The sequence below is a fragment of the Aeromonas sp. 82P genome, assembly GCF_051919365.1.
Lineage (GTDB): Bacteria > Pseudomonadota > Gammaproteobacteria > Enterobacterales > Aeromonadaceae > Aeromonas > Aeromonas veronii.
Genome location: NZ_JBQBEV010000001.1, coordinates 2,090,635 through 2,103,032, shown reverse-complemented (window position 1 = coordinate 2,103,032; position 12,398 = coordinate 2,090,635). Strand labels below are relative to the sequence as shown.

Below are 12,398 nucleotides of genomic sequence, written 5' to 3'. Positions count from 1 at the left end.
TGGCATAAAAAGTGCTTTAGAATTCCATAGATACCAATCTTCATCATGGGACACCGTCATGTTTAATGGAAAAACAATCCTGGTTACCGGTGGCACAGGGTCATTTGGCAAAAAATTCATCGCAACCGTGCTATCCCGCTACCAACCGGCACGACTGATCGTCTACTCTCGTGATGAGCTCAAGCAGTTTGAAATGCAGCAGCGTTTCAACCATACCTGCATGCGCTATTTTATCGGCGATGTTCGCGATGCCGAGCGCCTCGACATGGCGATGCGCGACGTCGACTTTGTGGTGCATGCCGCTGCGCTCAAGCAAGTGCCAGCTGCCGAATACAACCCGATGGAATGCATCAAGACCAACGTTGGAGGAGCCGAAAACGTCATCAAGGCCGCTCTCAACAATGGCGTGCAGAAGGTCATTGCACTCTCAACCGACAAGGCTGCCAACCCGATCAACCTTTACGGGGCAACCAAGCTCTGTTCTGACAAGCTCTTTGTCGCCGCCAACAATATGGCGGGCAAGAACCCGACCATCTTCTCGGTGGTACGTTATGGCAACGTGGTCGGCTCAAGGGGCTCAGTAGTTCCCTTCTTCGACAATCTGATCAAGAGCGGCGCCAGTACGCTGCCTATCACCCACCCCGAGATGACCCGCTTCTGGCTGACCTTGCAGCAAGGCGTAGATTTTGTTCTTAGCAACTTCCAGCGTATGCGCGGTGGCGAACTGTTCGTGCCGAAAATCCCGTCGGTCAAGATCACCGATCTGGCGGCAGCCATGGCTCCGACCCTTAAGCAGGAGATCATCGGCATCCGTGCGGGGGAGAAGCTGCACGAGGTGATGTGTCCGGCTGACGACTCTTTCCACACTTATGAGTTCAACGATTACTACGTGATTGCACCCAGCATCAGTTTCACCAGCCGCAACAATGATTTCAGCGTTAATTCTCTGGGTGAAACAGCCACACTGGTTGCACCGGGCTTTGAATACAATTCCCTAAATAATCAGCACTTTCTGTCGATAGCCGAACTACAGAGCATGAACCAGCAGGTATTGTCCGAATGATCCCTTATGGCCGCCAATCGATCAGCGATGCCGATATAGAAGCCGTCGTTGCCGTACTGAAATCTGATTATCTGACCCAAGGCCAAGCCGTTCCCGCTTTTGAACAAGGACTGGCCGATTACTGCCAAGTGCCACATGTGGTTGCTTGCAGTAACGGCACCACTGCGCTTCATCTGGCCTGCGCAGTACTGGATATTGGCGCCAAAGATACAGTTTGGGTTTCTGCGGTCAGTTTTGTTGCCTCGGCGAACTGCGTTCGCTACTGCAATGCCAACGTTGATTTTGTCGACGTTGACCCTGCTACCGGTAACCTCGATGTATTGACACTGGATAAGAAACTGCAGCAAGCTATGCGCACCCACGCCCTTCCGAAAGCGCTGATTGCTGTACATCTGGCCGGACAGCCCTGCGATCTCGAAGAGATCGGTGCGCTCTGTAGCCAATACGGAATCTTTCTGATAGAGGATGCCTGCCATGCACTGGGTGCACACTATCAGGGGTCACCTATCGGTAGTTGCCGTCACAGCGATATGACGGTCTTCAGCTTTCATCCGGTCAAACCGATTACAACCGCAGAAGGAGGCGCTGTCACCACCCGGGATCAGGTGCTGGCCGACAAATTGCGACTCTATCGCAGCCATGGAATCACTCGCGATCCGCAAGCGCTGTTCATGCCCTCTCCCGGAGAATGGTATTACGAGCAACAACTTCTGGGCTTCAACTATCGCTTGACCGACATTCAGGCGGCACTAGGGCTGAGTCAGTTGAGCCGTCTTGATCAGTTCATTACCCAGCGTCGTGAACTTGCCAGGCGATATGACGCGCTGTTATCCCTCTTGCCAGTCCAGCCGTTGCAGCAGAGTAATAATCGCCAGAGCGGTTATCACCTCTATGTCATTCAGGTGGCTGAACGCGATCAGGTGTTTGCCCGCATGCGTGCTGCCGGCATTGGCGTCAACGTTCACTATATTCCTATCCCAGCCCAGCCCTACTACCGTGGGCTGGGACATGACCCAGCAGCCTATCCGGGCGCACAAGCCTACTATCAGGGAGCAATCTCTCTTCCACTGTTCCCGGCTCTGACTCTCTCAGAGCAGCAACAGATCGTAGATGCGCTGGAGCAGGCACTATGCGGCTAGCTCTGGGCACAGTGCAATTCGGTCTGGATTACGGGATCAGCAATCACGACGGACAAGTCAGCGATGAGGAACTCGACGCGATCATTGCGTTAGCTCGTCAAGCAGGTATCGATACCCTGGATACGGCGCAAGCCTATGGCAATGCCGAGCAGAGGCTGGGGCAAAGAGATATCACCGGCTTCACTCTCATCGACAAGCTGGCACCAGGGCTACCGCAGTCCGATGTTAAGGCAGCGCTCAACAACAGCTTGCATTGGCTGGGGCGAAAACGGCTCGATGGTTTGCTGCTGCACCGTAGCCAAGATGCCTCACCTGCCTTGTTCGAGTTACTCACCGATTTGCAGCAACAGGGCGCGATCGGAAAACTCGGGATCTCCGTCTACTCCCCGGAGGAGCTCGATACCTGGAGCACAGCTGGCTATCCTCTGGAACTGGTGCAATTACCTGCCAATTTGCTCGATCAACGCTTTTTACGCACTGGATGGCTCGACAAACTGGTAGATATGGGGTGTGAAATCCATGTTCGTTCGCTCTTTTTACAGGGCCTGTTATTGATGCAACCAGCGCAGCGACCTGACTATTTTCAGCGTTTCGCTACCGCACTTGAACGGTTTGACCACTGGCATCCCTCGGTGGCCCCGCTTGGCAAAGCCCTCTCCATCATGACAGCCCTACCACAGGTAAGCCGCTTTGTTGTCGGTGTTTGTCGTGCCCAAGAGCTGGCCGCCATCGTTGCGGCCAGTCAAGTACAGCACGAGTGCTACGAGGCCGATATCGCACACCTGGCGTCTATGGAACAGGAACTTATCAACCCCGGACTCTGGAGAACACGATGATCTTGGGTATTCTGCAGGCCAGAACCAGTTCTTCCCGCCTGCCCAACAAGGTACTAAAGGAACTGCTGGGCAAACCCATGCTGGCAAGGCAGATTGAACGGTTGCAACAGAGCAAGCTACTGGACAAGCTGCTGGTTGCCACCAGCGATCAGTCGGAAGATCGCGCCATTGCCGAGCTGTGCGAGAGGTTGAATATCCCCTGTTTTTGCGGTCCTCTTGACGATGTGTTGCTGCGTTTCTATCTGGCGGCCCAACCCTACAGTCCGACCCATGTTGTGCGTCTCACCGGTGACTGCCCACTGGCAGACCCTATGGTAATAGACGAGCTGATAGCCCTCCATCTCTCGGGCAAATTCGACTACAGCAGCAACTGCGGTAATCCCAGTTATCCGGATGGGCTAGATGCCGAGATCATGAGTGGAGCGACTCTGGCAACCCTGCAGGAAAAGGCCGCCACGCAGACCGAACGGGAACATGTCACCTATTACGTTCGCTGTCATTCCGAACAGTTTTCTATCGGCGAACTGCAGCGCTCGCCTTCGCTGGCCCACCTGCGCTGGACTGTCGATGAGCCTGCCGACTTTGAACTGGTAGAGCGAATTTATCAGGCTCTCTACCCTGCCAACCCAACCTTTACGACCGACGATATCCTCGCCCTGCTATCGCAGCAGCCGGAGCTGACAACACTTAATACCCAGCACAAGCGCAACGAAGGATTGGCTAATTCGCTGGCCAAGGAGAATCATATATGACCTCACGTTATCAACATTCACTTGCTCTCTCGGCACGTGCGGAACAGAGCATTCCACTCGGCTCCCAAACCTTCTCCAAAAGTCGCCTCTGTTTCCCCTATGGCGCCGCCCCACTCTTTATCGAGCGCGGCAATGGGGCGCATGTTTGGGATGTAGATGGCAACGAGTATCTTGATTTTGCCAGCGGCCTACTGGCCATCAGTCTTGGATATTGCGATCCGGATGTGAATGAAGCGGTAATGGAGCAACTCAGTCTTGGCTCGATCTTCTCCCTTCCCCACCGGCTGGAGACTGAAGTCGCTGAACAGCTCATTGAGCTCATCCCCTGCGCCGAAATGGTTCGCTTTGGCAAAAATGGGACTGATGCTACCTCAGCCTGTATCAGGCTCTCCAGAGCAGTCACAGGCCGCGAGCGGGTAGCCGTCTGTGGCTATCATGGCTGGCAAGACTGGTACATCGGCTCAACCACCCGCCATTTGGGGGTCCCCGAGTGCGTGAGAGAGCTGACCCACAGATTTGACTACAACGATCTTGCCTCGCTGCAGTGCCTGCTGGAAGCTCACCCGGGCGAGTTTGCAGCCGTCATTCTGGAACCGATGAATGTAACCTGGCCAACCCCAGATTTTTTGCCTAGTCTGCGCCAACTCTGCGATGCCCATGGCGCACTACTCATCTTTGATGAGACCATTACCGGTTTTCGCTACCACTTGGGCGGGGCACAGAGCCTCTTTGGTGTGACGCCGGATCTTGCTGCGTTCGGCAAAGGCATGGCCAATGGTTTCCCGATTTCCGCCGTTGTTGGCCGCCGCCAATATATGAAACGGATGGAAGATATCTTCTTCTCCGGCACCTTCGGCGGGGATGTAATTGCCCTCGCTGCGGCCAACGCCGTCATCAAAAAGATGCGGCGACTGGATGTACCAAAGAGGCTCGCAGAGCGGGGACAACAGGTACTGGATGGGCTCGATAGCTTGCTAAAAGAGATCGATTCCCCGGACTGGCTTCACACCGCCGGACACCCGAGCTGGAGCTTTCTGCTGGTTGCGGATTCAGTAAACCACTCTACCTGGCTGCTCAAGAGCTATCTGATCCAGGAGTTGTGCAAGCGGGGGATCCTCACCCTTGGCAGTCACAATATGAATCTGGCCCATAGCGAACAGGATGTGGCCGTTCTGCTGGCAGCCTATCGCGACATACTGCCAAAACTCATTGCTTACGATCACGACAAAACCCTTACCGCAGAACTTGATGGCAAACAGATCCAGCCTGTATTCAAGGTGCGCTGAATGATTACGATGTGGATTTTTACAGAAGGTGATCAGCAGAGAGGCTTAGGACACCTAAGTAGATGTTCTTCATATGCTACTGCATGGGAAAAACTAGGTGGCAAGGTTCAGTGGGTGATTGATGGAGATTCAATTGCAAGGCAGTTTATCGATAATAAACCTGTCATATGGAAACGATGGCAATACGAAAATACTACAGAGTCATTTAGTCTAGATATTGCGCTGATAGATAGTTACTGCACATCATTACCACAGCTAAGAAAAATATCGTCATCATTCAGAATAACAATATATCTCGATGACACTTTTCGTCTACCGTATCCAAATGGGGTTGTAATACATCCACAATCAAACTCAACTCCTTTTATTAAAAGTTCATCCTATTGGCTAATGGGTTCATATTGGCAACCAATTCGACCAGAGTTTCTTACTACTAAAAATAAAATATCAAACTCTATTATCAACAACATTCTAATTATGATCGGTGGAACAGATATTATAAATATCACCCCCCGTATAGTAGATATACTTAGAGAAGCATACCCTAGCGCACAATTACATATCATAGCAAATTCACACAGTGAACATTACTATAACTGTACCTACTACTCACACATTAGCGCCAATAAAATGGCCGAATTGATGCGTCAATGCGATATATCTATTTGCGCAGCAGGACAAACTATTTTTGAGCTTATTGCATGCTTACTACCATCCATCATTATAAAAACCGCCAACAATCAATCCTTACAATTGGATAACATATCTCATTATAACTTATTTGAAGTGGTGGATGACTGGAATCATAAAAATATAACCAATAAAATATACTCAAGACTGTCAAATATAAATGATCATGATGTAAGATGCGGTTACATTGAAAGAATGAAGAAATACAATCTTTGTGATGGTGCAACTCAACTCTCTAAGCTTATTTTTGATTATTATAGAATGTCAACTATTTTAACTTATAATGAGCTCACACTAGTACCATTTACTCAACTATCAACAGCCGACAAAATTAAAGTGTTATCTATTAGGAATAAGATTAGCGTACGTAAGGAGATGATTAATGCAAAGAGAATATCAAAGTCATCCCATTTTAAATTCATCAAATCACAAATAAACAAACCATTTGACATTAACTATGCAATATTTTATGAAGGCATAATTTTCGGTTCTACTGCTTTACGTGAAATAAATTGGATAAAAAAAGAAGCTTGGTTAGATATTTATAGACATCCAAGTGATAAATGGTCTGGATTTGGTCAACATATTTTATCTGCAGCAAAACATATAGCGTTTAATATTGCTAAGTTTGAAAAACTAAAATTAAACGTTAAAATTACAAACCACAGGGCTTTAAGCTTATATTATAAAAATAATTTTACTGAAGATAGCATAAAGGATGGCATTATTGAAATGTCAATCCTAAGGAAGGAAATAGAGAATGATACATAATAAAAAAACTATTTTGGTGATATCCGCACACCCAGATGATGAAACCATTGGGTGTGGTGGAACCATTGCAAAGCATATTAGCCAAGGTGATAAAGTTTACGGATTATCATTTACCAATGGTATTAGTTCAAGAGATAACATTCAAGACCATGACATTTTATCTCGTGATAGAGAAATAGCATCTGACATGGCAGCTAACATCCTTGGTTTTACATGGGTGCGAAAGGGACAATATCCAGATAATATGCTTGATACCATACCACTGTTAGATTTAGCAAAATATATAGAAGAAACCAAAATAACTATTTCACCAGATGTTATATATACTCATTCATCTGCTGACCTTAATATAGATCATAGGCGAGTCCATGAGGCAACACTAATTGCTTTTCGGCCTCAACCTAATGAAATATGGCAAGAGATTAGGGCTTATGAGGTTGCATCCTCAACAGAGTGGGGAATTAAACCATTTAGTCCAAACTTATATGTGAATATTAACGACTTTATTTCTAAAAAGGTTAAAGCATTAGAATGCTATTTAATGGAAATGAGAGACACACCACATCCAAGGTCTATTTCCTCCATCAAAAACCTTAATAAAACCAGAGGTTCTCAAGCTGGGTTTAATTATTCAGAAGCTTTTGAAATAATTAAATCGAGGGCATTTTAAATGAAGTATGCAATTGCTTGTAAAAGTGTCCATTTTTGGCATCAACTCAATGAGATATCACCTGAACTGATTAATAATGCAAGTTATATTTTAAAATCTCCAGATGATTTATTTTTGCTATCGAAAAAAGATATCGATTTAATTTTCTTTCCACATTGGTCTTGGGTTGTTCCTGATGAGTACATAGATGAATTCATATGTATATGTTTTCATAGCACCCCTTTACCCTATGGCAGAGGCGGCAGTCCCATACAGAATATGGTATTGAATCAGCATAAATCTACTCAAGTTGTGGCTCTTAAAATGACCAAACAGTTAGATGCTGGCCCGGTATATCTGCGAAAAGAAGTATCTCTTCTCGGTGGAGGTGAAGAGGTTTTCCGCAGAATATATAAAACTATAATCTCTATGATGAATAGCTTACTGGTTGAACTACCCATTCCACAACCACAAGATGGGGATGTTGTAATATTTAAAAGAAGGAGCAAGGAGCAAAGTAGACTAGATATGAATTATAATATTGAGTATATTTTTGACCAGATCAGGATCTTAGATGTTGATGGCTATCCTCCAGCATATATTGACATTGGTGATTATAGGTTGACTTTCTCGCACCCATCGATGAGATTATCTGGATATATAGATGCACATGTACGCATACAAAGAAAAACATCCACTTAATGGTGTTTTTAGAGGTATCCATTATGAATAATTTTACTATCAATGACCGTGTGATTGGCTTAAATATGCCTCCATATATCATCGCAGAACTCTCAGGAAACCATAATGGTCAACTGGCAAGAGCCTTAGCACTCGTAGATGCAGCAGCCAATGCGGGTGCTGATGCTATCAAGCTGCAAACCTATACCGCCGACACCATGACAATCGACTGTGATCTGCCAGATTTTCATATTCAGGGCGGTTTGTGGGATGGCCATACCCTTTACGATCTCTATAACTTGGCCCATACCCCCTGGGAATGGCACCAACCTATCTTTGAGCGGGCAAAGTCACGCGGATTGACTATCTTTTCCACCCCGTTTGACGAGAGTGCTGTCGATTTTCTTGAAGAGTTAGGTACTCCTGCGTACAAAATTGCCTCATTCGAGATCACTGACCTTCCCCTGATCCGCTACATAGCTCAAAAAGGAAAGCCGGTCATTATCTCTTCTGGTATGTCTACTCAAGATGAGATTGCCCAAGCCCTAGCCGTTTTACGTGAAAATGGTTGCTCACAGATCCTGCTGCTTCATTGTGTCAGTGGCTACCCAACCCCTCTTGCTGATATCAATCTCAAGCGGATTACCCGCTTGGCAGAGACATTTTCAGTACCCGTTGGTCTCTCTGATCACACGCTGGGAAATACCGCCGCTCAGCTGGCAATAGCATTGGGCGCTGTGGCCATCGAGAAACACCTGACCTTGGCTCGCGCTGATGGCGGCCCGGATGCCGAGTTCTCACTTGAACCACGTGAACTTAAAGAGCTCTGCAGCCAGGCAAAACTCTGCTGGCAAGCGTTGGGGTCAGGAGAAAGTGGTGGCAACCAGGCTGAACAGGCAAACCTGAGATTTCGTCGTTCTTTGTATTTTGTTACCGACATTCCTGCGGGCACCACCATAAAGCCAGAACACATTCGACGGATCCGGCCAGGTTATGGGTTGCCACCTGAATCATTGCCACAAGTATTGGGAAAAACAACTCTCCATGATATTCATCGAGGTAAAGCAGTCTGTTTTTCTGACTTGAAAATTTCAAAATAGAGGGTTGATATGATGAATTCTAATATCATACTTTCAAGTGAAATTAGTTCACATCAAAAAAAAATTGTAATTGGCATTAGAAGACTTGAACTATCAGATATTAATAACACTTACTGCTCATGGCTGAATGATCCAGAAGTAAATCGTTATCTTGAGTCTAGATTTATTAAGTGGGATATCGAAAAACTAACCAACTATTATATGGAAAACCATAGAGAAGGTCTTTTTTGGGCTATTATTGACCTTACAGAAAATAAACACATTGGAAATGTGAAATTATCAATCATTGACAAAAAAAATAGCAGCATCGTGCTAGGAATAATGATAGGAGATAAAAATTATTGGGGAAGAGGTATTGCAACAGAGGTCATCAAGATAGCAACCGATTATTGTTTTTCGCAGCTTAATATACACAAAATTACAGCGGGTGCATATGGCGACAATCATGCATCCATCAATGCCTTTATTAAAAATGGATTCACTATTGAAAGCGAAACACTAGGTCATTTTAAAACATCGACCGGTTGGACATCAGCTGTCTTGCTTAGCAAGTTCAATACCCATATCAAAGAATAAAAATGCAGCCCAAGATAGGGCTGCACCTCATTCTCAATCTAGTAATCCGTGCTGTTTATTATCTATGCTTGTTACTGCATTCTTATATTTTTCTTTCATGGTAATAAAGTACTGTCTCATAATAAAAATCATAAGATTGATTGTCTTATATAGATCTGCAGACTCTTCATACCGGTACAAAGTAGACAAAATAACGCTATATGAATAATATAACGAACCAATAACACACCGATATATATGGTTATATTCACTATTTCGAATAGCCGACATATACTCATACTGTCTCATCATACACTGCAATATGCTCTCTCGAGAGGAAAAGTCGCTTTCCCATTCTGACACCATTTTATCGATCAACTCATCGAAAAATTCACTATTTATCCTACCAACAAAATCCTCTGTTGAAATATTCATTGGCTGATAGATATCATTTATGATATGTGATTTTAATTCATCTTTATCAATAATAAGCCTATCTATAATGATATCACTGATTCTTGTCGGTTTTGTCCCTTTAATTTCTGCACCATTTGAACAATTGAATATATCAACCTGCTTATATACCTTTATCAAATTTTCCATTACCAGCTTAGAGTTAATCATCATGTTCGTTGTTTCAACATCTCCACCAAAATTACCAGGTACAAGATGCTTGCTTTTTTGCGTAATCAATAGAGAGAGCTTCTCTTTTGACTTTCCATCATCATCAAAATAAAAGCTTAGTTTGGAGTGATGGTGCTGATCACTGATATAACCATTATCTATACCAAAAAGATAAATGTTTTCAAATCCGAGTCGACATGCTGTTGCTAACCCCGTATTTCCAACAAGAGGGTTCGCAGCTCTGAGCGTGTCGCGCAATCTGGCAATCTCAAAATCACGTTTTAATATAAATGAACCTGGCTCAAATAACTTAAATGCTAATCCAACCTTATCAAACTGCATCATGCAATCAGGGTGAATAACATCCAAACTAAGAAATAATATATCTCGTAAATAATTATCATCATTTAATAAAGCGTGTGTGTCGGGGACAAGTTTGGTTCGCTCAACCTGAACATGAATATCTGGTTTTATTCCAGCTCTATGCAATGCTGAAAGTGCACTGCCACAACTGATAATAATTACATTATTATGTAGATATTTTAGAGTATCAATTGAATTATCGAGAGATGGGCCATTACCAACAATAAAAACTGGTATATTTTTCCATTTTTCATCAACATACTTATCTTTCACCAAAAACGGGATATTATTTTTAACGTTCTCGATGCAATGTGACATTGCGATTATATTGTCATCAAAAAAACCCCAACCGCTAGCTAATATAAAAAACTCTTGCTTTACTCTCTTTATTAAATCAATTATTTTTTCACTTCTATAATGCCAAAATCCGATACTAGCTGCCGCCAAATATGAACCAAATTTCGCCATAGCAGGTGCTATATCGTTTATTATTTCGTCATTTGTCTGACCAAGAAAGATGTGGATATTAAGATTTGCATTGTCAATATATTCAAATAAAGAAAACCAATCAAAAGTAAAAATTGAAGCATAGAACAAATCTAGATCTGGCTCAACGATAAAGAAAACCTTTGGCTGGCACTGTTCAAATAGATATGAAATCTGATATCCCAACCCGACACCAAACATAATAACGAGCGGGATGACATCACCAGCCTTTGAGATAGGAATAAGTCTATCTGCCAACAAATATTGCTGCTCCAGCATTTCATTCATATAATTAACATGAATAAAATCAAGTGGATTATCTTCACTAGAAAATTCTATTGTCTGAATTGCATCATTGGAATGTAAAACACTATCTACCTGCGCTTTACATTCCAAAAACGGATCATGCCCATACAACGATATATTATCATCCAGCCACAATAAGTTTGGCACCCCATTCTCATTGCAATAAAATCTAAATGCTCTATCCGACTTGTAATTTTTAAACTGCTCATATATCCTTGGCATATATCTTTTAAATGCTTCCATGTTTTTATCAAAACGAATAGGTAGCACATCAATCATTGCCTTTTCTTGCTCACTCTGAATTTTTAGACGCGCAACTTCTTTTTCAACTTCACTAATGCTTTTTTGGAAATCCATTTTCACCCTACTTTTTAGAATGAGACTTGTATAACTGACTCGCTTTATCTGAAGCAATAACTGATAGTAGTTTTTTCTTTATCTCATCTTTTTCATCTAAAATCATTTCCATGAGGATTTGCTCATTCTTCAAAATAATACTTACTGTATTAACCAGCTCCTGTGAGTATTTTTTAGCATGATATATATCATCCAATAATAAAAGACGTTGCTCCACTAACTCATGCGCAGATTGTAAATCTCTGGATTTTATTGCTGATTCTAACAGCTTGCTTAGATTAAGGAGATGTTGCACATCACTCATAATGATGCCTGCTGAGCTAATGCTTTAGCTCGCTCATCCACAGGTATTATATCCCATGCACTTTTTATGGTCCCAAGCAAAATAGCAACTTCATCAACAGGTGCTGAATCCATATCTCGGCTAGCATCAAATAATCTAGATTTCATATATTCATATAAAGCAAAAAGATTTTCTGGTATATCTCCATATGAAAGGTCCAAGGCATCTTGTAATCCATTGATAATTGCTAAGCTCTTGGAAATAGCGATGGATTTTCCCTCATAGTCCTTGCGTTCTATCGCACCTTTGGCCTGTGATAACCGCTCTATACCACCTTGCAACATCAGCTGGATAACTCGATAAGGGTCGGCAACAGCCATCTCTGCCTGCAGATTTTGACTGGTGTATGCTTTTATGCTCTTATGATACATAACAACCTCATTTATATTACAAGAGT

Annotated in this window: 13 protein-coding genes; 10 read left to right on the top strand and 3 right to left on the bottom strand. The window is 43.8% G+C overall.

Annotation, left to right across the window (positions count from 1 at the left end):
* The first annotated feature begins 58 nt into the window (after positions 1-58).
* Genes pseB through ACTG2S_RS09665 form a run of 10 tightly spaced genes read left to right on the top strand, consistent with a single transcriptional unit; the run spans position 59 to position 9,543 of the window.
* Positions 59-1,063, top strand: a complete 1,005-nt coding sequence (gene pseB / locus ACTG2S_RS09710) for a UDP-N-acetylglucosamine 4,6-dehydratase (inverting) (RefSeq protein ID WP_265775756.1) — start codon at positions 59-61, stop codon at positions 1,061-1,063.
* Positions 1,060-2,202, top strand: coding sequence for a UDP-4-amino-4,6-dideoxy-N-acetyl-beta-L-altrosamine transaminase (gene pseC, locus ACTG2S_RS09705; protein WP_265775757.1), 1,143 nt, complete (start codon positions 1,060-1,062; stop codon positions 2,200-2,202). The genes pseB and pseC overlap by 4 nt, the downstream gene beginning before the upstream one ends.
* Positions 2,193-3,038, top strand: a complete 846-nt coding sequence (locus ACTG2S_RS09700; RefSeq protein ID WP_265775758.1) for an aldo/keto reductase — start codon at positions 2,193-2,195, stop codon at positions 3,036-3,038. The genes pseC and ACTG2S_RS09700 overlap by 10 nt, the downstream gene beginning before the upstream one ends.
* Complete coding sequence (locus ACTG2S_RS09695; protein WP_265775759.1) at positions 3,035-3,790, top strand: glycosyltransferase family protein; 756 nt, start codon at positions 3,035-3,037, stop codon at positions 3,788-3,790. The genes ACTG2S_RS09700 and ACTG2S_RS09695 overlap by 4 nt, the downstream gene beginning before the upstream one ends.
* Positions 3,787-5,076 (top strand): aminotransferase class III-fold pyridoxal phosphate-dependent enzyme, encoded by a 1,290-nt coding sequence (locus ACTG2S_RS09690; protein WP_439982399.1) that lies wholly within the window; start codon positions 3,787-3,789, stop codon positions 5,074-5,076. Before ACTG2S_RS09695 ends, ACTG2S_RS09690 begins: the two co-directional genes overlap by 4 nt.
* Positions 5,077-6,537 (top strand): GNAT family N-acetyltransferase, encoded by a 1,461-nt coding sequence (locus ACTG2S_RS09685; RefSeq protein WP_265775761.1) that lies wholly within the window; start codon positions 5,077-5,079, stop codon positions 6,535-6,537.
* Positions 6,527-7,207: a PIG-L deacetylase family protein gene (locus tag ACTG2S_RS09680; RefSeq protein WP_265775762.1), complete on the top strand. Its 681-nt coding sequence runs from the start codon at positions 6,527-6,529 to the stop codon at positions 7,205-7,207. The genes ACTG2S_RS09685 and ACTG2S_RS09680 overlap by 11 nt, the downstream gene beginning before the upstream one ends.
* The gene (locus ACTG2S_RS09675) at positions 7,208-7,888 is read left to right on the top strand and encodes a methionyl-tRNA formyltransferase (protein ID WP_265775763.1); all 681 of its coding nucleotides are present in this window, start codon (positions 7,208-7,210) and stop codon (positions 7,886-7,888) included. It begins immediately after the preceding gene.
* Positions 7,889-7,911: 23 nt separating this feature from the next.
* Positions 7,912-8,967: a pseudaminic acid synthase gene (gene pseI / locus ACTG2S_RS09670; protein ID WP_265775764.1), complete on the top strand. Its 1,056-nt coding sequence runs from the start codon at positions 7,912-7,914 to the stop codon at positions 8,965-8,967.
* A 9-nt stretch (positions 8,968-8,976) separates the two neighbouring features.
* Positions 8,977-9,543 carry a GNAT family N-acetyltransferase gene (locus ACTG2S_RS09665; RefSeq protein ID WP_265775765.1) on the top strand — a complete coding sequence of 189 codons (567 nt, stop codon included), beginning with the start codon at positions 8,977-8,979 and terminating at the stop codon, positions 9,541-9,543.
* A 33-nt stretch (positions 9,544-9,576) separates the two neighbouring features.
* Here the strand turns inward: ACTG2S_RS09665 and ACTG2S_RS09660 are convergent, their stop codons facing one another.
* Genes ACTG2S_RS09660 through fliS form a run of 3 tightly spaced genes read right to left on the bottom strand, consistent with a single transcriptional unit; the run spans position 9,577 to position 12,372 of the window.
* Positions 9,577-11,658 carry a motility associated factor glycosyltransferase family protein gene (locus ACTG2S_RS09660; RefSeq protein WP_265775766.1) on the bottom strand — a complete coding sequence of 694 codons (2,082 nt, stop codon included), beginning with the start codon at positions 11,656-11,658 and terminating at the stop codon, positions 9,577-9,579.
* Between the two features lie 7 nt (positions 11,659-11,665).
* A complete protein-coding gene (locus ACTG2S_RS09655) occupies positions 11,666-11,962 on the bottom strand; it encodes a hypothetical protein (RefSeq protein ID WP_265775767.1) in 297 nt (98 codons plus the stop codon).
* Positions 11,959-12,372 (bottom strand): flagellar export chaperone FliS, encoded by a 414-nt coding sequence (gene fliS, locus ACTG2S_RS09650; protein WP_265775768.1) that lies wholly within the window; start codon positions 12,370-12,372, stop codon positions 11,959-11,961. The genes ACTG2S_RS09655 and fliS overlap by 4 nt, the downstream gene beginning before the upstream one ends.
* Positions 12,373-12,398: the final 26 nt, after the last annotated feature.